The following is an 18,584-nucleotide window of genomic DNA, read 5'->3' as shown; positions in this document are numbered from 1 at the left end:
CTTGATTAAAAAACCTTATAATACTTAAGCCCCTTAAGATTTTATGCCACTTGTAGGAGTAATAATGGGAAGTAAATCCGATTGGGAATACATGAAAGAGGCGGTAGATGTATTAAAGTCATTTGGAGTCAGTTATGAAGTAAAAGTTGTATCTGCCCATAGAACTCCAGAGTTTATGGTTGAATACGCAAAGACCGCAAGATCTAGAGGAATTGAAGTTATAATAGCTGGCGCAGGAGGAGCTGCACACTTGCCTGGAATGACCGCATCTTTAACTACTCTACCAGTAATTGGAGTTCCCATTCCTTCTAAAAATCTTAATGGATTAGATTCACTATTATCAATTGTTCAAATGCCTTACGGAGTCCCAGTAGCAACTGTAGCAATAGGTGGAGCTAAAAATGCAGCACTATTGGCAATCAGAATACTTTCGATAAAATATAAAGATTTAGAAGAAAAGTTAAATAAATTTATGGAAGATATGAAAAACGATGTCTTATCAACCTCTCTCCAAGCTTAAGATTGGAATATTAGGCGGAGGTCAACTAGGCTGGATGTTAATATTAGAAGGAAGAAAATTTCCATTTGAATTTTATGTACTTGGCAATAAGGATGAGCCAGCATGTAAAATTGCGGATAAGTGCTTCTCAGAAGATCAATATAAAGAACTTGTAGACTCATCAGATATAGTAACCTTTGAATTTGAACATGTAAGTGAGAAAGCTTTAGATTACGCTGAAGAAAAAGGGAAATTGTATCCTAGGATTAATTCTGTAGAGTTAAAAAGGGAGAGATATAAGGAAAAAGAATTCTTGAGAGATCACGGTTTTCCCGTACCTAGATTTTATGTAGCTAATGATGGAGAAGAAGCTTTGAAAATACTTAAGGATGAATTTAACAATGAGGGCGTTTTAAAACAGTCAAGAGGTGGATATGACGGAAAAGGACAGTATTTTATACATGGAGATGTAGATAAATATCAATTTATAAAGGATATGAAATGTAAATTTGTAGTAGAGGAATACGTGAATTTTGATTTTGAAGCTTCAATAATAGCTACTAGGAGCAGAAGGGAGTTTAAGGCCTTTACCCCTACATTCAATTATAATGAGAAGGGAATTTTAGTTTACAACTATGGACCGTATTATAACGATAAAATGATCGAAATCGCGGATAGATTAACTAGAGAACTGGATTATATAGGTACAATTGGTATTGAATTCTTTGTTAGAGGTAACGAAGTCTTAATAAACGAGATTGCACCAAGGGTTCACAATACTGGACATTATACGTTAGACGGAGCGGAAACTTCACAATTTGAACAACATATAAGAGCTATAGCAGATTTAGAGTTAGGATCAACAAGAATACTTTCCCCTTCTGGAATGGTAAATATACTTGGTGTAGGAGAAGTTCCTAAGGACGTATTAAAATTTGGCAAAGTATACTGGTATGGGAAAAGCGAAGTTAGGAAAAGGAGAAAAATGGGTCACGTGAATATTATAGGAGATAATTTGGAGGATGTAAAAGAAAAAATTGATAATGTTATGAAGCTAATATATCCTCAAGGATTGGACTTATGAAATTTAATTTTAAAATCTGGATAGAAGACGATAATGGAAAATCTGTGTTAGGTAAAGGCGGAGTTGAATTATTAAAAGAGATAATTAATACTGGGTCTATTTCTAAAGCTGCCGAAAATCTTAACTTATCATATAAATTTGCTTGGGAATACGTGAGAAAAATTGAATCAGAAATAGGAGGAATAGAAATGAAAAAAGGAGGAAAGAATGCAGGTGGAACAGTCATTTCGGATAAAGTACAACAGCTTCTTAAGATTTATGAAGAGGCAATGAACGAAGTCTCTGCAGTGCTTGAGAAATATTCTAAGAAGCTAAATGACATTAAATGATAATTCTAACAGTTTCTTTGTGTTCCTATATCTCCAATGATCTAATTTTATTTCTCCAATTTCTTTTGTATTACTAACATGTTGTTTATTGCAAGCATTTATGTTCCATCCTGGAATTATTACAATGTAAAGCTCTTTTACTTCTGGAGGCACTGGAAATAAATCATAAATTTCATCCCCATATTTTTTCTCTGCATCTTCTCTGCTTAGCTTTTCAGTAATAAATGGCAAGCCTTCATTTATTTTGTTTTGAGCTTCTACAAATATTCGATTAATTTCCTCTTCGGTTGGTTTTCTCTCAAATTGAACAGTTAGCCTACCATGAGGACCGTTAACATAAGTACTTGCAGTCCACTTAACGCCTAAAACTTTTCTTGTTGCACCCTTTAGCACATGTAAAGCACTATGAGTCCTAATTTCTATCATTTTTCTCATCCATTGCCTTTATCCCACTTTTTATGAAATCTTCTACTACCTTTTCCGGTTCCTTAGCTTTCATTACTGCACTAGCAACACCTATTCCATCTGCCCCTAATTTTACTGCAGTATAAACGTCTTCTCCACTACTTATTCCTGCCCCAGCTATTATAAATACTCCAGGTACTTTAGAAATTTCTTTAACAGCATTAGTTATTACTTCTGGCTTAGCTTTTGATACAGAAATTCCGGAACCTATTAATTCTGGCGGTTCTATTAAGATAGCTGTAGGTTTTAACAGAGCCATTGGCTCTACAAGCTCATACCTATCTACACAAACTACTGATTCCAAGCCTAGTCTATTTAATCTGATTAATGCATCATGTATTTCATCTGCTCTTATCCTTTTCTCGCTATGATTTAACAATGTTCCTTTTGCTCCAGCTTCTTTTATCATCTCTGGTAATAAAGATCCAGTATGTGCACCTAAAGGATAAGAATCAACGTGTTGTGCATAAATAGGTAATGATACCTCCTGAGAAAGAATGGGTATCATGGTAGCAGGAACGGATAAAATAACTTCAGTAGAATACTCTGTGGATACTTTCTCTATCCTTTTTGCAATGTCTACCCCTTTTTTTCCGAAAGAGTTCTCGTAAGCCTTGAAATTTATTAATATTATTGGCTTTTTCATAAGATTAGAGGGGACAGCTCATTTTTATTTATTGTGGAGTTGATTTAGCAGTAAAGAGAAAATCTGCAGTAGCAAAAATGATAGATAATAGAATACAAGTAAAATTCCTATCTACTGATGAAGAAATCATTAATTACTGCAAAGACGCAAAAGTGACGAGTATTGATTCTCCTTTATCTCTCTCTAAAGGATTTAGAGAGGTAGATAAAAAGATGATAAGAAATGGTTACAAGGTTTTACCTCCATCTTTTATGGTTAGTCTGGTAAAAAGAGCCATTAAACTTTCTAGTTTATTACCAAATATTATAGAAACTCATCCGACATCATCAATGAAAAATTTGGGAATTAATTGGAAAGAATACTCAAGAAAGAAAGACGAGATAGATGCGGTAATTTGTGCCATTACAGCTTATGCCTATGATAATCATCTTGCTCTGGAAATTTCTGCTAATGATGGAACAATTTACTTATTACCTAAAGGTTTTCCTAAGCCGATTAAAATGAGTGAAGGTTATTATACACTTCCACACATAGGTAATCAATGATAAGATTAAATTTTATCAGTTTCGAAAGCGAAATTTTGAAGGATAATCCTTTGCAAGATCCTTATATTAGACGTATCGGTATAATAGAACCAGAAGATCCTATTGGTAAGCCAATAATAATTTACTTAAGTGGATTTCTTGGATCTTCGCTATCAATGTTAAATTATGATCCATTATCTGAGGACATTCTAAGTAGAGTAGAGAGACTTAAGAAAGAGGGTAAAATTAATGGTTCAATTATAGTTCTACCGGACATGTTTACAAAAGTAGGAGGAAATCAATACATTAACTCGCAAGCTGTAGGTTTTTATGAAGATTTTTTGATAAAGGAATTAATACCATATCTAGAAGAAAAATATAAGAGTAGAAAAATAGGCTTGATAGGAAAATCATCCGGTGGTTATGGTGCACTAGTCTTAGGCATGAAATATGATGAAATCAAGGCAATAGCTTCTCATTCTGGTGACGCATACTTTGAGTATGTTTACCTGCCAATGTTTCCTAGAGTAATACCATATTTGAGAAAATTCTCTTCCCCAGAAGAATGGCTAAATAATTTTTGGAAAAAACAAAATAAAAAGAAAAAGGAAGACTTAAACGTACTTAACATAATAGGCATGTCAGCATTCTATTCTCCTAGTCCAGAAGGAAAAATATTACTTCCTTTTGATTTGGATTCTGGAGAAATTATAGAAGATTTATGGAAAAAATGGTTAGAGAAAGATCCGGTAAGAATAATAGAAAAGCTTGGAGAAAAATTAAAGAATAAGGGCGTATTTATTGATGTAGGAGTAAAGGACGAATATAACATTCAATATGGTGCTAGAATTCTTCACAATAAGATGAAGAAGATGGGCATAGAGCATTACTATGAAGAATATGAAGACGGACATATGAACACCTCTTATAGACTAGATATTTCAATAAGTTTTATAGAAAAATATTTATCTATGATGAGCTGATTATTCTATCAAAATCGTTATAAACTTTTTTATCTATAGAAATTGATATATATCTATGGATATCCTACTACTATTCAAATTAACACTATTAGTTATAGCTTCAGTTACAAGTGTATTCGGAATAGGCTATATAATACTAACAAAATTTGCACCTTCTACTATAAATAAAAAGGACTTATTTGCGTTAGGAGGCATACTTTTAAGCGTTGGAATAGTATCTTTTCTAGTCTCAATAATATTCTTCTAGGTGAAGATATGTATAGAATAAGTTTTGAAAATGGGAAAACTTACATAATAAAGGATAATGGAGAAATAGAGGAAGATGAAAATAAAAATGAAGAAAATCTACAAGTAATAATAGTTAAGACGTTAACTAGGGAAAAAATAGAACAGTATCGGAATAAAGGCGTAAAAATTTTCGAGTGTAAAGAAAGTCAAGATTTATGCTTGTCTAAAGTCCTTAAAATATTATTTGGAAAGCCAAAATCATGCAAATTCACATAAAGATGAAACCATAAATTTCCAATCATTTGTAAATTCAAATACACAATTTACGTATTTCCCCTCAAGAACTAAAGGTAACCATATTCTATCATCAATCCACATATTCTTAAATGGTAAATCACTACGCTGTACCCAAATAGGTATAGCTTCATCACTTTCTTTTAAGATGCCTATAAATTCTGTAGCTAAATACACATGCATTACTTGAACGTTACCATTGATTTGCTTAAATGTAATAACACCTACTTTTCGCGGATTTATTATTTTTACGCCAACTTCCTCTTCTGTTTCCCTTATTGCACATTCTAAAGGAGTTTCGTTCTCTTCTACTTTTCCTCCAGGAAAAGTTATAAGTCCCTCTCCTAATCCCCTCTTCTTTTTTATCATTAATAATTTGTCAGATTGAATTATAATACTAAGACATGTATGTAGCTCCAATCTTTTTTACCTCTTCTTACAATATTCTTGTATGATAGTAAAGACATTAGAGGTATTAAGGCCTCCTATAATTTCAATTGAAGATAACTTAATGCAGGCTTTTAAGAGGATTAATGAGAGAGGCATTGGACGAGTAATAATAGCTAATGAGAAGGTAGAAGGAATACTTTCTACTAGAGATTTACTTTCTGTTTACCTTAGTTTCTGTCCTCAAAGTTGTAGCCAAGGAGATTTATATAAAATGAGTAATATGAAGGCATCTTTATACATGACTCCAAATCCTGCGGTTGTAAACGAAAAAGATGATATATTGGAGGCAATAACTATCATGGTAACAAGGAACTTCGGATCTTTACCAGTTGTAGATGACTTAGGTAGACCAACTGGTATAGTAACAGAAAGAGAAATGCTCTTGAGTTTTCAAGATCTTGAGGTTCTATTTCCAGTTAGTATGTTCATGAGTAAAAAAGTAACTACAATAAATAAAGATGTTGACCTTGTGCAAGCAACAAGACAAATGCTACATAGAGGATTTAGGAGATTACCTGTAGTTGATGACGAAGGAAAGGTAATAGGAATAGTGACAGCTGCTGATTGTATAAAGGCTGCTTCGAAGAGCGTAGAAAAATTAGATCCAGACTACTTCTTTAGTAAGAAAGTCACTGATATAATGAGCACCCCGCCAATAAGCATAGAAGAAGATAGATCTATAAATGAAGCAGCTGCTACTTTAATAGAGAAGAACATTGGCTCCTTGTTAATATTAGATGATGAATCTAGACCTAAAGGAATAATAACCGAAAGAGACTTATTAATAGCACTACATTATCAATTACATTTACAATTTTTAAGAAAAACCTAATTGTAAATCGGACACTGAAGGTACAATTTGCGAATACACTTCTATGGATTTCTTTAATTCGTAAAAGTTTGTTGTTAATCTATGATTATAATGACCTATTATGTTTTCCATTACATTTAAAGGATAATATTTAGATAAAGAAGATATTATTTTAGCAGAATTCTTAGGATCTTCCTTAATTATACGTATTCCCTTTTCGTACATTTTTAACAAATTACTAGAATCAACTCTAGAGTAAATTACACAAGAAGGTGCCCTCAAACCTAATCTGTCAAATTCATCCTCAAGTTTTTCACCCAATTTTACCTCTATCCCAACTATTGCTAGATTCCCTTCTTCTGCTTTCTTAACAGCGGAGTTAGCATCAGTATTTATAACTTCTTTATTAGTATATTTTGCATAAAGGCGAGCATTTATATCTGCTAACGTTCCTGCTCTTATTGTATAAACCCTAGTAGAATTCTTATTGCCTAGAATACTATACATATCTATGTAAACTCCTGCAACTATCTTATATCCTTTCAATTTTAATTTAGCAATATTAGTTATAGAATCTAGGACTATATCTCCTATTTCATTGGTTTCACATGAGTTTTTTAAATTAATTTGCTCCTCTCCTAATTCTTTAGCCACCAGCAATGGAAAACTTACTGGCCCTGCAAAAGGTGCTGTAACTAGCATGTGATAAAAAGAGATAAAAAAGTAAAAAAAGATAACACTTTATGAAATTAAGTAAAAACGTAGAAGTTATACCAGGTAGTCCTAACACACTCATTTATGATGGAAGAGTAGTAATAGATCAAGGCGGTAAAAATTCTGACCTAAATATTAATGCAGAAGTACAATTAGCAACTCATGGCCATATGGATCATATTGCTGGTTTATTCAAGCCTGCAAAGATAAAATTTCTTCCAAAGGAAGATTATTGGAGTTTAAACATAATAGGGAGAAGGGCGATAACTTATGGATTTAGTGCAAAAAATTCTAGTATTTTTACTTATGATCTTATAAAGGAAGAGCTAAAGGACGAATTTACTGATAGTGAAGTAGAGAAAATAAAACTCCCCGGACACACACCAGGGCATGTGGTTTATAAGATAGACAACGTGTTATATTGCGGAGATGCATTCTTTGGGCAAAAAGTCCTGGAATCTTTCGTTTTTCCATTTTATATTGATTTTTGGACTGCACAAGATAGTTTAGATAAATTAAAAGAGCTTGTGAAATCAGTAGATTTTATCATAATTTCACACGGCCCAATATATAAAAAGGAAAAAATGATAGAAATGCTAAACTTTAACATCGATTATAACAAGAAGCTTGTGGAGGAAATTAAAGATATGATAAGAGGAAATCCAATGACTGCAGAGGAAGTTGTAATTAAACTCATGATTAAAAGAGGTAAAAACGAAATAAATCCTACATCAGTATTTTTGAATGAAATAACTGCTAAATCAATCTTATCAGAAATAGCTAAAAATATAAAAGTAGAAAGCAAGGGCGTTACTTTTGAGATTTAGCTGGAATCCCTGGTTTTACCAATTGTTGTAAGTCCAAAATTTTATCGATTTCTTCATCTTTAAACCCCATCTCTCTTAACGCTTCTCTTATTGACATTCCTTTAACTAACATTTTACCTATTTGCGAAGCTTTGTCATAACCAACTATAGGAGAAATAACTGTTATTAATGACGGGCTGCTTTCGGCATATCTCTTCATCTTTTCTACATTAGGCTTCATTCCGTTTATTACTAGCGAGGAGAACTTGCGTAAAGCTTCAGATAGAAGGTTCTCTTGTAATATAATATTATAACCAATTAATGGAACCCCCATAGCTAACTCAAACTCGCCTAACATTGAAGCCATTTGATTAGCGTGATCTAAACCTACCACTTGAGATGAGACTAATAATGTAGCCTCAACTGTCACTGGATTTGTCTTGCCGGGCATTATGCTACTTCCAGCAATCTCCTCTTGAGTCGGAATATCAATTTCTCCAATTGAAGTAAATGGACCGGAAAACATTAGTCTGAAGTCTTGGCCTATTCTATAAACTTCTATAGCTATATTCCTCATTACTCCACTAAGTAATAAAAGATCAGTTAAAAACCTCATAGATCTAAATTTATTTGATGTCTTAAAATTAAGTGATGTTAACTCGTTTATTTCTTGAATTACTAGTTCCGTAAATTTTGGATGAGCATTTAACCCTGTTCCAACTGCAGTGCCGCCTATGGGTAATTCCTTAACATATTCAATAACATTATTTAGTTGTTCTAAATCGTGACTTAAGGCATCATAATACGCTGATAATTCTTGTCCTAATGTTATAGGTAAAGCGTCTCTTAAATGCGTCCTTCCCGATTTTATAACGTTATCGTACTCTTTACTCTTTTCGTTAAGCGATGATAGAATATCCCTAAGTGACGGTATTAAATTCTCTATTGCATTAGAAACTGCAGCTATTCTAATAGCTGTAGGAACTACGTCATTAGATGATTGCGACATATTTACGTGATCGTTAGGGTGTATTTTCTTACCAGACAGTTCAGAAGCTCTTTCTGCTATAATTTCATTAATATTCATATTCAATCCCGTACCAGAGCCTGTCTGAAAAACGTCTAAGATTACTTTTTCATCATGCTTGCCTTCCATAACTTCTATTGAAGCGTCCTCTATTGCCTTTACTATATCTTTATCTAAAAGGTTTAATTTTGCATTTGCCCTTGCACAAGCTAATTTAACTAAACCCATAGCCCAAATTATTTTCCTCGGAAATCTAGTACCGGTGTTCATAAAAAGTTTAGGAGCAACTTCGGTATATTTCATGATCTCTATATATGAAATAGAAATTTATAAAAATGGTGGCGGGCCCGCCGGGATTCGAACCCGGGACCTACGGGTTACTCCCTAGCGGTTAAGAGCCCGTCGCTCTACCTGGCTGAGCTACGGGCCCACAAAAATAACATTTTATGGCCGTTTATAAAACTATTGCATAAGCATTATATCAAAGTTTCTTTTGCTGTTGTAAATATGAATAAATATCCTTTATTAATTTATATTTACCTTTAACTTTTTTAACCATTATTAATCCTTTAATTCTGCTCCCAGGATGTACCTTATCTAGAACCTCAGGTTCTAGGCCAAGAGCTTTAGCTGCAGAAAAAAGATCATCTAAGGTAATCTTAACTTTCCTAATTTTTCTCCCCTTTCTTCTACTATCTGCAGTAAAATATGCTAACCAAATTGCTATTTTATTACCTTCATAATCTCTTAAGCTCATTTCTGAACCAATACTGCATTTATAACTCCATCTTGCCCAGGCCTTGAGGTTACTATTGCTTCACCTATTTCTGTCCTTATTCTAGCACCTTTTACTATTATACCTCTTCTTGCATATTCTCTATTAGAAGGCACTTCTTCTACTTCTAGAATCTTAACCTTTTTATAGGTATGATCAGACGGATTATACACGTTAGCAAAAGCAGCATACTTTAGTTTAATTTTAAAATTGCCTCCCATAACTCTTACTTTTTCTCTTATATCCTCCGTATGAAGTTTAGTCTCTGTGGGCAATTCACCCATTTCAAATTTTCTTTTATCTCTATGCCTACCCTTTAGCCCTCCAGTTATTTTCCTCAAATCATTACCTTGATAAACGCCCATCTCTTATCACTTTATAAGAAAAACTATTATAGGATAAAAAGTTAAGCTCCAAAATTCCTTTTTCTTCTTTGATATGACCTAATAGCCCTCCATAAATCTATTTTCCTAAATTCTGGCCAATATGCGTCACAGAAGAACAATTCAGAATAAGCCAAATGCCATAAAAGGAAATTACTTATCCTCATCTCGCCAGAGGTCCTTATTACAAGATCTATATCTTCTAACTCTTTATCATAAAAGTATTTTCTAAAAGTTTCTTCGTTTAATACTATATCTTTTATTAGACCCTTTCTATATTCGTCTAAAAGCTTTGCAACAGCATCTAATATTTCCTGCCTACCGCCATAGCATATTGCAAGGGTTAAACTCCTTTCGTTAAATGATGAAGACTTCTCAACAACTCTAGAGATTGATAGCCTAAGATCTTCTGGAAGTTTATGAAGCTGACCTATAGCTCTAACTTTTACTTTATATTTGTAGATATAATCTTCAGTTAAAAGATCGTCTATACCCATTTTTATGTACTTTAAAATTACACTAAGTTCTTGCGAGCTCCTTTTATCGCAATTCTCTGTGGATAATGCAAATACAGTAACGTCTTTCACTCCAAGCTCTGCTAACCAAATTAAAACTTCCTTAAGTTTTTTATATCCTTGAAGATATGCCTCATTAAAGCTTGAATTATTTTCCCTGGCCCACCTTCTATTGCCATCTGGTATTATACCAACATGTCTAGGAATAGGTCCAGACTTAATTTGATTCCAAAGCCATTTCTCATAAATTATATAAACAGGCTTTAGCAGTCGCTGTAACATAGATCTTCTATCGCTTTTGTATAAGTGATTATTCCTATAAATATTTCTTCCAAAGTTATTTTTTCGTATGAAGTATGTTCCAATTTGGAGTCTCCAGGGCCATATGTAGCTATGTTTTTAGTAATTGCAGATAGAATGTTCATATCACTAGTTCCAGCTTTTCTAACAAATGCCGGTTTAATATTTTGAAGAAGCAATGCCTTATATAAGGATTTTACTATTTTATCGTTAGCACTAACCTTAACAGGAGGAACTTGCTCAGTTATTTTTATTTCACATGAAGCAAATTCTTCTTTCAATTTTAGCAGTATATCGTCTAATTTAAACCCGTAAGGATATCTTATATCAAAATGTAAGTAGACTGTCGAAGGAGTTACATTTACATATTCGCCGGCTTTTATTATTGTAGGCACTATTGAAGGCTTATCGTAAGTTGTAGGCAATTGAGAAACTTCTATAAGTTTCTTAGATACTTCTAGGATAGGATTGAAATTTGCAGAAGATGAGTGCTGAGATTCATAATTACAAATGACATCTACATGAGTAACTCCGCGATATTCTATAACTATTTTAGTTGTACTTGTTGGTTCGCCTATTATTATTCCTTTATACCAGTTACCAGAATTCGCAAGTTCTCTTGCGCCACTACTTTTATTTTCCTCATCTGAAAGTCCAGCGAATTGAACTTTATAACCGTTCTCATTTAATATCCAAGTAGCAAGCAACATCGAAATTAAGGGACCTTTAGCGTCTACTACTCCTCTACCATATATTGTTCCTCCTTCTTCTTTAGGTTCTATAAAACCAGGGACAGTATCTACGTGAGAAGCTAATAATAAATCACCTTTTCCTAAAAGGAAAGATTTTGTTTTAGTAATTTTCAAGTCTAAATTTAATTCTTTAGAAACTTTCTCAAAAAAACTCGTAGCGCGAGCTTCTTCTCCTGACGGAGTATATATACTTGCCAGTTCAAGAAGATATTGTTTTGCCTTCTGTAATAGCAACTCCTTGTCTAGTTGCATTTACTGCCAACTCCATGTCCTCTTGAGTTATCATATAAGGTGAGAGGAACCTTATCGTTGATACTCCAGCCTTTAGGGATAAAACTCCGTGATCTTGTAGATATTTTATTGCTTTACCCGGATTAAGCCTTAAGTCAACTCCTATCATTAATCCAAGTCCTCTAACTTCTCTAATAGATTTAAAGTCAGCTAAAGCTTCATTAAGCATTTTCATAAATATTTCACCTTTAACTCTTGCCTGCTCTGGTACATTGTCAGCAAGCAATGCCTTTATTGCTCCAGTAACTGCTGCTGCTGCGAAAGGATTACCGCCATAAGTTGTACCGTGATCTCCTTCACTAAGTTTTTCAGCTATCCAATCTGGCATAAAGACTGCACTGACTGGAAATCCTCCACCGATTGCTTTCCCTGCCGTCATTATATCTGGCTTTATGCCAAAATGTTGATAAGCCCACACTTTTCCTGTCCTTCCAAAACCAGTTTGAACTTCGTCAACAATTAGTAGGACTCCTTTCTCTTGTGTAGTTTCTCTTAAAGCTTTCATAAAATCCTCCTTTGCAGGTATAACTCCTCCTTCTCCTTGAACGGGCTCTACTATAACTGCTGCAGTATTTTCGTCAATTTTTTTCAAATCTTCTATACTATTAAACTCAAGAAATTCTACTGGTTCTAATAAAGGTTCAAATGGTTCTCTATATCTCTTATTCCATGTAACTGATAGTGAACCAGAAGTTCTACCATGGAACGAATTTTTAAAAGCCATTAATTTTCTTTTACCAGTTATTTTCCTTGCAGTTTTTAATGCCAATTCTACTGCTTCGCTACCGGAATTTAATAGGAATACGTTGTCTAGGTCGTCAGGCTTTATTTTTTCCATCTCATTTAGCATTTCTTCTCTTATAGGTGTATCAAAAGCTGTAGTAAGTGTTATTATTTCTGACATTTGCCTCTCTAAATATTCTAAAACTATCTTATTTCTGTGACCTAAAAATGCTACTCCGTGACCTGCATGTAAATCTAAATATCTTCTACCTTTATCATCCCATACATATTGATTTTCTCCTTTTACTATCCTTAAGTCTCTTGTAGCATAAAATTCTATAAGCTTCATTTTCTTATCCACTCCTCTATTTTCCTGATTAAATATTCAGACAAGTTAAATTGGTTTACTCTAACCGTATTTTTAAACTCTGGCACTCCATTAACTTCGTCTACTAAGTAGCCTCTTTCCTTATCTTCAAATATATCAATCCCTAAAAAGAAACCCCCTATTACTTCTTTTACTTTTAATGCTAAATCTTTTAATTCATCGTCAATTTTTAGAGGCTCCGCAATTGCTCCTAGTGCTGTATTTGTTCTCCAATTTTTAGTATTTACCCTATATATCCCTACTGGGGCTTCATCGCCTATCACAAAAATTCTTATATCCCTGTCGGGCTTCCTTACAAATTCTTGAATATAATAAACATTCTTAAATCCAACTGAAGTATAATCTTGGTATTCTAAAAAGCTCCTTAATGTATCTTCATCTACTGCTTTAGCAACCATTCTACCCCAGCTACCTTCAATAGGCTTTATAACTGCAGGATAACCTAGTTTACTTGCCACTTCCAATGCCTTATCTTTAGAAAATGCTATTGCAGTTTTAGGAACCTTTATATTATGTCTAGATAATATTGCTGTAGTTATTAACTTATTTTCACAGTTAATTAACGTTCTACTATCATTTATTACGTTATAACCTAGAGTTTCAAATATTAAAGACGTTGATAAAGCTCTTTGGTGAGAAGTGTTTCTTTGTAAAACTACATCTAGGTTCTGAAATTGGTTATCCTCAGAAAATAGATGATAAAAATCTTTAGTATATATTGGTATTACTTTATGGCCTAATTTTGTAGCCTCTTGGATTATATTTCTCTCTTCCCATCTAAGTAAATCATACGTAACTCCAACTATCACTCTCCCCAATCCTCTCCTACTTGCTCTGCCAATCTTAGTGCCAGCTTACCATTTTCTTTGTATACCTCTAATTGAGCTCCACAGTCATGTTCGATTATTTCTCCTGGTAATGCGTCATCTTCTACGTTAACTTGGCCTCCACAAACTGGGCATTTAAGTGTTACCATATTTGGTCGAAATAATAATAACAAGTTTAGTGTTCAAAAGTTTATATGAAAATAATCGGTTTGAAGTTAGTACCATGTCCTAAGTATAATAGTACTTGTAGTACTTATAACGCCCTGAATACTTCTAATCTCATCTATTGTTTTGTTTATCTCTGCTATATTAATTCCTCGAACTATGGTTATTATATCATAATCTCCAGTAGTTTCGTAAACGGTCTCTACACCAGAAATCTTAATTATCTTCTTTGAAATTTCTGGCGTAGGAATTTGAGGAGTTGATTTAACCATAACTATTGCTTTTATCTCGTTTTCTAGTTCATATTCTATAGTAAATCTCTTTATTATTCCTAATCTAATTAATTTCTCTATTCTTTTTCTAACTGCTGCTTCGCTTATCTTTAAATCTTTAGCGATTAAAGTATATGGAGTTCTAGCATTCTTTTTTAATGTTTCAAGGATTTTCAAATCATTATTATCAATTTTACTACTCATTCTATCACCGTACCTTCTCCATTAAGAGCTTTATTAATAGCATCATTTTCTAATCCAGAGGAGATTATAACTTTTTTAACGCCGTTCTTAACTGCTTCTGCAGCCATTAATATTTTTCTATTCATTCCTGCTCCAACTTTTTTAGCGAATTCTTCTGCTTCGTCTTTTGAAATTTTTTTAACTATCGCACCATTTTGAAGAACTCCTTTTACGTCAGTTAGAATGACTAATGTATCAGCCTTTATAGCAGAAGCAACGCTAAAAGCCATCTGATCTCCATCTACATTAAGCATTGTACCTTCAGAAATATCTATAGCAATAGGAGATAATATAATATAATCAAACACATTAGAAATGGAATTTAATAAATTTGCATTCACCTCATAGATTTTACCAGTATAACCTCCATCTATTATTCTTTTCTTTCCTCTCTCATCGATTATCATTATTCTCTTTTTCCTATTTGCTTTTACTATTGCGGCGTCGGCACCACTTATTCCTACAGCTAACTTGCCTCTAGTATTTAATGCCGTTACAATGTTTTTATTTATTAACGCCATAGCCATTACATAAACATCTAATTCTTCCCTAGTTGTATACCTACTTCTTATACCTTCTGGCGATGTAACAAATATTGGTTCAATTCCCATCCTTTTAGAATACTCAGTTACTATGTCTCCTCCGCCGTGCACAAATATTAATTTGCCATTATATGATATAATACTATCAATTAAATTTTGTAAAGCATTTTTTATAACTCTTCCTCCAGCTTTTACCACTATCATTTTAGGCAGGCCTCAAGGGTGGTGTCCTTAGACCCTCGTCTTCATTAAAGCCTCTTGATATATTGAAGTTTTGAACTGCCTGGCCAGCTGCACCTTTAACTAAATTATCTATTGCTGCAAACATAGTAAGTCTCATAATTCTCTTCTCTTGTGCAAACCCTATGTCAGCAAAATTACTACCTATTACGTATTTAGGATCAGGATACGGATGAAGTCCACCCCTAATAATTCTTATAAACTTTCTGCCATGATAAAACTCAGCAATCTTTTTCCATATTTCAATATCATCATAATTATCATTAAGCCATGCATGGGCTGAAGCTAGAGCACCTCTTATGCTGCTTACAGCGTGAGGAACTATGCTAACTTTTACTGGTTTCTTCGCTAATAGACTTAATTCCTGTTCAGCTTCCGCAGCGTGCCTATGACCTTCTGGTTCATATGGTCTAATAGCGTTCTCTCTTTCAGGATGATGACTACCTTCTTTAGGTTTCATTCCTCCTTCACTACTAGAAACTTTTACATCGCTAATAAACTTCAAATCGGTTGAGATTCCGTTACCAACTACTGGTGCTAATGCTAAAATAGTTGCTGTAGCATTGCATCCAGGAGAAGCAATAAGCTTAGCTCCCTTTAACTCTTCATAGTGAAGTTCTGGTAAACCATAAACAGATTTTTTAAGTAAATCAGGATATGGATGCTCTATTCCATACCATTTTTTGTATTCTTCTGGATCTTTTAATCTAAAATCTGCACTTAAATCTATTACTTGTAAACCCATTTCAAGTAATTTAGGCACATAATTTAACGACACTCTGTGAGGAAGTGCTAAAAATACTGTATCTGCTTTATCCCCAATTTTATCTAAAGATAATTGAGAAAAATTCATATTGAGTATTCCCTTTAAATTAGGATGAACTAAAGAAATTGGCTTTCCTGTATATTCTCTAGAAGTAACTAAGGTTATTTCTACTTTACTATGCATTGATAATATTCTTAGTAATTCACCACCAGTATAACCCGAACCGCCTATTACTGCAACTTTTACCATTATTGTAGAAAAGGAGAATCCACTTATAAATAATGTTGATATATTTTAATCAATGGAGTCTAACACAGACGAGCTAAGAAAGTTCCTTGAAAATAAGATATCCAATTTAAAAAAAGAGCTAGAATACTATGAGTATTTATTAAGTTTATTAGAATCTGGATTTTCTCCAGTTAAAGGAAGTAAAGGGAGTATAGATTACATAAAAAGTAGAAAAGGCGAAATAATAGCAGAAGTATACTATACTCCTCCTTTAATGAAAATAATAGTTAGAAGAAAATTAACTTTAAGTAAAGCTTACATTAATGCATTAAGTAAAATACTTGAAGATAGCAAAAATAATGATAAAATAGATTATAATATTGTTTTCGATAAGGATGACCTAAAGGAAATAAGTATAAATAACGTTAATGATGACTTATGTTATAATAAGATAAAGATAGCACTACAGACAATTTTAGAAAGAGCTAGCTAGTTATAACATCGGTTTTTATTAATAACGGTCTAGGATCCCCTAAGAATCTCACTAGAGCTTCTCCTCTACCTAAAAACGTTAAATTATTATAGATTTCCTCATCATTAATGTTAACAAATCTCCTTACAACATTATTCCAAAATTCTTTATCTCCATTGTTCATAAAAATCAAGAGTCCAATATTATCAAGATAAACAGAGGACATTTCTCCTAAGTCTTCTATGTTTTGAGTAGCCATAAGTAATGCAATTCCATGTCCTCTACCTCTCTTTACTAAATCTGCAACTAAAGGATAGTCAACTTTTTCATTCTTAAGTACGGTCCATGCTTCGTCCAACACTAAAACTATTTTAGTTCCATTATCGACTGAAGCTGAAAATTTATTATAAATATCAGTTATAACTGTATACATGACTATCTTTCTCAAAGTTTCACTTTTAATCATCGTAATATCTATTACATTTAGTCCATGGATTATATAATCTACTAGATTGCCTCCATGATCTAAGCTTTTAATAATTTTGATCATTTTTGAAATGTAAAGATAAGTTATCTCATCTAGCATGGACTTTGCTTTCTCGTCTATTACATCCCAATTTAAGTAGGAAATTTTGCCAGAATAATAATCTTCTAGAGTATCATATATCAATTTAAATATTATAGAACTATGAATCTTATCTAAATCAAAAGAATTTGTTAATATTTTTTCTATTTGCATTGCTCTAACTTGTATTGGTATATTATTGGCTTTAAGTAATGAAATTCCATGATATAATGGATTTAATATTTTCACTTCTAGGCCTCGCTTTATTATTCTTTGCTTTATATCGCCTTTTGTATCAAAAAATACTATAGGAACTGAATAATTCAGTGATAGCTGTAAAGAAGTATTAATCAGAAATTCAGTTTTTCCTGCACCAGTAGGCCCAATAATTAGCATGTGCGGATTCTCACTAGTATCTATGTTCCAGAAAACTGGAATTCCGTGATTTATATCCTTACCTAAAAGAATGCCATCATTTCTAAGTTGAAACTTAGGAAGCTTATCTACAGAAAATGGAGTTAAGAAAGGCACTTGGCTAGGAATAGAAATTTTATTACACTTACATTCACTTAAAAAAATAAGACTTGATATTTCGTCTTTCTTCGCTAGCCTGGATCTTATATTTAATCCCTCCAATCCTTTACTTATAACTTCTGCTAATTGTATAGCCCTCTCTTTATTTTTGGAATGTATTAAAAGATATATTTCATACTTAAATGGATATTCGCCTTCTGATATTCTATCTAAAAGAAAATTAATTATCTCTAGTTCCCTTTTTGCCTTACTATTAGATGGATCAGAATCTATTATAATTCTTAAATTTTGAGCCTTGTGTAATAAAGCTTCTTTATATTTTATACTGTCTACATATTTCTTCCTAAAGAATATATCTACTTGCTCTCCTACTTGTAAGATTTTATAGAATGAGGCTATAGAATTTCTTAAGCTGTTTTCACTTAAATCTTTATAATCTACAGGTATATCATAAATTAACAGTACTCCTATATATTCATTGCCTTTTTGTATATATCCGTCCTCTATCTTAATACTAGATAAATTTATTGAATTGTTAAAAAATGGAATCTTTTGAATTAACGGCCCAATATCAATTTTTCCATGTTTAAATGCGACAAGACTTACAATAACTAATAGTAGCAATAGTAATGGATTTCTATAAACTATTGTAAGAACTATAATTAATATCGAGATAAAAACGAAAGATAACTTATCCTCATTCATCAAAATAATTATTGAGAAATAATATTAGGGAGAGAAAA

General features: G+C 32.8%; 26 protein-coding genes and 1 tRNA gene. 10 read left to right on the top strand and 17 right to left on the bottom strand.

Annotated elements, in window-relative coordinates:
• Positions 1-43 precede the first annotated feature (43 nt).
• From purE to D1866_RS12410, 3 genes are read left to right on the top strand one after another with little or no spacing between them, the layout of a single operon-like run.
• On the top strand, positions 44-520 hold the full coding sequence (gene purE, locus D1866_RS12420) for a 5-(carboxyamino)imidazole ribonucleotide mutase (protein WP_013775706.1): 477 nt from the start codon (positions 44-46) through the stop codon (positions 518-520).
• Entirely contained in the window at positions 492-1,583 is a 1,092-nt protein-coding gene (locus D1866_RS12415) for a 5-(carboxyamino)imidazole ribonucleotide synthase (protein ID WP_152940274.1), read from the top strand. The genes purE and D1866_RS12415 overlap by 29 nt, the downstream gene beginning before the upstream one ends.
• Complete coding sequence (locus D1866_RS12410; protein ID WP_152940272.1) at positions 1,580-1,912, top strand: winged helix-turn-helix domain-containing protein; 333 nt, start codon at positions 1,580-1,582, stop codon at positions 1,910-1,912. Before D1866_RS12415 ends, D1866_RS12410 begins: the two co-directional genes overlap by 4 nt.
• Here the strand turns inward: D1866_RS12410 and D1866_RS12405 are convergent.
• A complete protein-coding gene (locus D1866_RS12405; protein ID WP_152940269.1) occupies positions 1,895-2,338 on the bottom strand; it encodes an alanyl-tRNA editing protein in 444 nt (147 codons plus the stop codon). The genes D1866_RS12410 and D1866_RS12405 overlap by 18 nt on opposite strands.
• On the bottom strand, positions 2,325-3,023 hold the full coding sequence (gene tpiA, locus D1866_RS12400; protein ID WP_152940267.1) for a triose-phosphate isomerase: 699 nt from the start codon (positions 3,021-3,023) through the stop codon (positions 2,325-2,327). The genes D1866_RS12405 and tpiA overlap by 14 nt, the downstream gene beginning before the upstream one ends.
• A gap of 26 nt (positions 3,024-3,049) precedes the next feature.
• Here tpiA and D1866_RS12395 point away from each other — a divergent pair, with 26 nt between their 5' ends.
• From D1866_RS12395 to D1866_RS12380, 4 genes are read left to right on the top strand one after another with little or no spacing between them, the layout of a single operon-like run.
• Entirely contained in the window at positions 3,050-3,568 is a 519-nt protein-coding gene (locus tag D1866_RS12395; RefSeq protein ID WP_155861188.1) for a DUF429 domain-containing protein, read from the top strand.
• Positions 3,565-4,530 (top strand): alpha/beta hydrolase-fold protein, encoded by a 966-nt coding sequence (locus D1866_RS12390; RefSeq protein ID WP_152940263.1) that lies wholly within the window; start codon positions 3,565-3,567, stop codon positions 4,528-4,530. The genes D1866_RS12395 and D1866_RS12390 overlap by 4 nt, the downstream gene beginning before the upstream one ends.
• Before the next feature lie 55 nt (positions 4,531-4,585).
• Positions 4,586-4,777 (top strand): hypothetical protein, encoded by a 192-nt coding sequence (locus D1866_RS12385; RefSeq protein WP_152940261.1) that lies wholly within the window; start codon positions 4,586-4,588, stop codon positions 4,775-4,777.
• Between the two features lie 8 nt (positions 4,778-4,785).
• Positions 4,786-5,034, top strand: a complete 249-nt coding sequence (locus D1866_RS12380; protein ID WP_152940259.1) for a hypothetical protein — start codon at positions 4,786-4,788, stop codon at positions 5,032-5,034.
• Here D1866_RS12380 and D1866_RS12375 read toward each other — a convergent pair.
• A complete protein-coding gene (locus D1866_RS12375; protein WP_170254118.1) occupies positions 5,017-5,472 on the bottom strand; it encodes an 8-oxo-dGTP diphosphatase in 456 nt (151 codons plus the stop codon). The genes D1866_RS12380 and D1866_RS12375 overlap by 18 nt on opposite strands.
• Before the next feature lie 31 nt (positions 5,473-5,503).
• On the opposite strand from D1866_RS12375, the gene D1866_RS12370 reads away from it, so the two are divergent.
• Positions 5,504-6,334, top strand: a complete 831-nt coding sequence (locus tag D1866_RS12370) for a CBS domain-containing protein (protein WP_152940255.1) — start codon at positions 5,504-5,506, stop codon at positions 6,332-6,334.
• Here the strand turns inward: D1866_RS12370 and D1866_RS12365 are convergent.
• A complete protein-coding gene (locus D1866_RS12365; protein ID WP_152940253.1) occupies positions 6,320-7,015 on the bottom strand; it encodes a DUF3834 domain-containing protein in 696 nt (231 codons plus the stop codon). The two genes, D1866_RS12370 and D1866_RS12365, sit on opposite strands and share 15 nt — an antisense overlap.
• Positions 7,016-7,056: 41 nt before the next feature.
• On the opposite strand from D1866_RS12365, the gene D1866_RS12360 reads away from it, so the two are divergent.
• A complete protein-coding gene (locus D1866_RS12360; protein WP_152940250.1) occupies positions 7,057-7,854 on the top strand; it encodes an MBL fold metallo-hydrolase in 798 nt (265 codons plus the stop codon).
• On the opposite strand, the gene D1866_RS12355 is transcribed toward D1866_RS12360, so the two are convergent.
• From D1866_RS12355 to argC, 12 genes are all read right to left on the bottom strand, one after another.
• Positions 7,838-9,163 carry a class II fumarate hydratase gene (locus tag D1866_RS12355; protein ID WP_152940247.1) on the bottom strand — a complete coding sequence of 442 codons (1,326 nt, stop codon included), beginning with the start codon at positions 9,161-9,163 and terminating at the stop codon, positions 7,838-7,840. The genes D1866_RS12360 and D1866_RS12355 overlap by 17 nt on opposite strands.
• A gap of 36 nt (positions 9,164-9,199) precedes the next feature.
• Positions 9,200-9,290: transfer RNA gene (locus D1866_RS12350), tRNA-Lys, on the bottom strand.
• Positions 9,291-9,341: 51 nt separating this feature from the next.
• On the bottom strand, positions 9,342-9,617 hold the full coding sequence (locus tag D1866_RS12345) for a signal recognition particle subunit SRP19/SEC65 family protein (RefSeq protein ID WP_152940245.1): 276 nt from the start codon (positions 9,615-9,617) through the stop codon (positions 9,342-9,344).
• Positions 9,614-10,000 carry a 30S ribosomal protein S8e gene (locus tag D1866_RS12340; protein WP_152940243.1) on the bottom strand — a complete coding sequence of 129 codons (387 nt, stop codon included), beginning with the start codon at positions 9,998-10,000 and terminating at the stop codon, positions 9,614-9,616. Before D1866_RS12340 ends, D1866_RS12345 begins: the two co-directional genes overlap by 4 nt.
• A 41-nt stretch (positions 10,001-10,041) precedes the next feature.
• Positions 10,042-10,815 carry a polyprenyl diphosphate synthase gene (gene uppS, locus D1866_RS12335; protein WP_152940241.1) on the bottom strand — a complete coding sequence of 258 codons (774 nt, stop codon included), beginning with the start codon at positions 10,813-10,815 and terminating at the stop codon, positions 10,042-10,044.
• Positions 10,797-11,837 carry an N-acetyl-lysine deacetylase gene (locus D1866_RS12330; protein ID WP_152940239.1) on the bottom strand — a complete coding sequence of 347 codons (1,041 nt, stop codon included), beginning with the start codon at positions 11,835-11,837 and terminating at the stop codon, positions 10,797-10,799. The genes uppS and D1866_RS12330 overlap by 19 nt, the downstream gene beginning before the upstream one ends.
• A complete protein-coding gene (gene lysJ / locus D1866_RS12325) occupies positions 11,785-12,948 on the bottom strand; it encodes a [LysW]-aminoadipate semialdehyde/glutamate semialdehyde transaminase (protein ID WP_152940237.1) in 1,164 nt (387 codons plus the stop codon). The genes D1866_RS12330 and lysJ overlap by 53 nt, the downstream gene beginning before the upstream one ends.
• Positions 12,945-13,796 (bottom strand): lysine biosynthesis protein LysX, encoded by an 852-nt coding sequence (lysX, locus tag D1866_RS12320; protein WP_155861186.1) that lies wholly within the window; start codon positions 13,794-13,796, stop codon positions 12,945-12,947. The genes lysJ and lysX overlap by 4 nt, the downstream gene beginning before the upstream one ends.
• Positions 13,793-13,963: an alpha-aminoadipate/glutamate carrier protein LysW gene (lysW/argW, locus tag D1866_RS12315; protein ID WP_048054575.1), complete on the bottom strand. Its 171-nt coding sequence runs from the start codon at positions 13,961-13,963 to the stop codon at positions 13,793-13,795. The genes lysX and lysW/argW overlap by 4 nt, the downstream gene beginning before the upstream one ends.
• A gap of 66 nt (positions 13,964-14,029) precedes the next feature.
• Positions 14,030-14,455 carry an HTH-type transcriptional regulator LysM gene (lysM, locus tag D1866_RS12310; protein WP_013775687.1) on the bottom strand — a complete coding sequence of 142 codons (426 nt, stop codon included), beginning with the start codon at positions 14,453-14,455 and terminating at the stop codon, positions 14,030-14,032.
• Positions 14,452-15,240 carry a [LysW]-aminoadipate/[LysW]-glutamate kinase gene (locus tag D1866_RS12305; RefSeq protein ID WP_152940232.1) on the bottom strand — a complete coding sequence of 263 codons (789 nt, stop codon included), beginning with the start codon at positions 15,238-15,240 and terminating at the stop codon, positions 14,452-14,454. Before D1866_RS12305 ends, lysM begins: the two co-directional genes overlap by 4 nt.
• Before the next feature lies 1 nt (position 15,241).
• Positions 15,242-16,291 carry an N-acetyl-gamma-glutamyl-phosphate reductase gene (gene argC, locus D1866_RS12300; protein WP_152940230.1) on the bottom strand — a complete coding sequence of 350 codons (1,050 nt, stop codon included), beginning with the start codon at positions 16,289-16,291 and terminating at the stop codon, positions 15,242-15,244.
• Between the two features lie 52 nt (positions 16,292-16,343).
• Between argC and D1866_RS12295 the strand changes: the two genes are divergently transcribed.
• Positions 16,344-16,763 carry a hypothetical protein gene (locus tag D1866_RS12295; RefSeq protein ID WP_013775684.1) on the top strand — a complete coding sequence of 140 codons (420 nt, stop codon included), beginning with the start codon at positions 16,344-16,346 and terminating at the stop codon, positions 16,761-16,763.
• On the opposite strand, the gene cedB is transcribed toward D1866_RS12295, so the two are convergent.
• Entirely contained in the window at positions 16,756-18,546 is a 1,791-nt protein-coding gene (gene cedB, locus D1866_RS12290) for a DNA import protein CedB (protein WP_152940228.1), read from the bottom strand. The two genes, D1866_RS12295 and cedB, sit on opposite strands and share 8 nt — an antisense overlap.
• Between the last annotated feature and the right edge of the window lie 38 nt (positions 18,547-18,584).

The sequence above is a fragment of the Acidianus ambivalens genome, assembly GCF_009729015.1.
Lineage (GTDB): Archaea > Thermoproteota > Thermoprotei_A > Sulfolobales > Sulfolobaceae > Acidianus > Acidianus ambivalens.
Note: the sequence above shows the minus strand (reverse complement) of the source record. Positions and strands in the feature narration are given on the sequence as shown.

Bases quoted from the DNA above. Each gene is read 5' to 3' on its own strand.
- D1866_RS12355 (WP_152940247.1), bottom strand. From the start codon at position 9,163: ATGAAATATACCGAAGTTGCTCCTAAACTTTTTATGAACACCGGTACT.
- lysJ (WP_152940237.1), bottom strand. From the start codon at position 12,948: ATGAAGCTTATAGAATTTTATGCTACAAGAGACTTAAGGATAGTAAAA.
- purE (WP_013775706.1), top strand. From the start codon at position 44: ATGCCACTTGTAGGAGTAATAATGGGAAGTAAATCCGATTGGGAATAC.
- D1866_RS12360 (WP_152940250.1), top strand. From the start codon at position 7,057: ATGAAATTAAGTAAAAACGTAGAAGTTATACCAGGTAGTCCTAACACA.
- D1866_RS12330 (WP_152940239.1), bottom strand. From the start codon at position 11,837: ATGCAACTAGACAAGGAGTTGCTATTACAGAAGGCAAAACAATATCTT.
- D1866_RS12340 (WP_152940243.1), bottom strand. From the start codon at position 10,000: ATGGGCGTTTATCAAGGTAATGATTTGAGGAAAATAACTGGAGGGCTA.
- D1866_RS12295 (WP_013775684.1), top strand. From the start codon at position 16,344: ATGGAGTCTAACACAGACGAGCTAAGAAAGTTCCTTGAAAATAAGATA.
- D1866_RS12370 (WP_152940255.1), top strand. From the start codon at position 5,504: ATGATAGTAAAGACATTAGAGGTATTAAGGCCTCCTATAATTTCAATT.
- D1866_RS12410 (WP_152940272.1), top strand. From the start codon at position 1,580: ATGAAATTTAATTTTAAAATCTGGATAGAAGACGATAATGGAAAATCT.
- lysW/argW (WP_048054575.1), bottom strand. From the start codon at position 13,963: ATGGTAACACTTAAATGCCCAGTTTGTGGAGGCCAAGTTAACGTAGAA.
- tpiA (WP_152940267.1), bottom strand. From the start codon at position 3,023: ATGAAAAAGCCAATAATATTAATAAATTTCAAGGCTTACGAGAACTCT.
- D1866_RS12345 (WP_152940245.1), bottom strand. From the start codon at position 9,617: ATGAGCTTAAGAGATTATGAAGGTAATAAAATAGCAATTTGGTTAGCA.
- D1866_RS12390 (WP_152940263.1), top strand. From the start codon at position 3,565: ATGATAAGATTAAATTTTATCAGTTTCGAAAGCGAAATTTTGAAGGAT.
- argC (WP_152940230.1), bottom strand. From the start codon at position 16,291: ATGGTAAAAGTTGCAGTAATAGGCGGTTCGGGTTATACTGGTGGTGAA.
- D1866_RS12365 (WP_152940253.1), bottom strand. From the start codon at position 7,015: ATGCTAGTTACAGCACCTTTTGCAGGGCCAGTAAGTTTTCCATTGCTG.
- D1866_RS12385 (WP_152940261.1), top strand. From the start codon at position 4,586: ATGGATATCCTACTACTATTCAAATTAACACTATTAGTTATAGCTTCA.
- D1866_RS12405 (WP_152940269.1), bottom strand. From the start codon at position 2,338: ATGATAGAAATTAGGACTCATAGTGCTTTACATGTGCTAAAGGGTGCA.
- uppS (WP_152940241.1), bottom strand. From the start codon at position 10,815: ATGTTACAGCGACTGCTAAAGCCTGTTTATATAATTTATGAGAAATGG.
- lysM (WP_013775687.1), bottom strand. From the start codon at position 14,455: ATGAGTAGTAAAATTGATAATAATGATTTGAAAATCCTTGAAACATTA.
- cedB (WP_152940228.1), bottom strand. From the start codon at position 18,546: ATGAATGAGGATAAGTTATCTTTCGTTTTTATCTCGATATTAATTATA.
- D1866_RS12415 (WP_152940274.1), top strand. From the start codon at position 492: ATGTCTTATCAACCTCTCTCCAAGCTTAAGATTGGAATATTAGGCGGA.
- D1866_RS12380 (WP_152940259.1), top strand. From the start codon at position 4,786: ATGTATAGAATAAGTTTTGAAAATGGGAAAACTTACATAATAAAGGAT.
- D1866_RS12305 (WP_152940232.1), bottom strand. From the start codon at position 15,240: ATGATAGTGGTAAAAGCTGGAGGAAGAGTTATAAAAAATGCTTTACAA.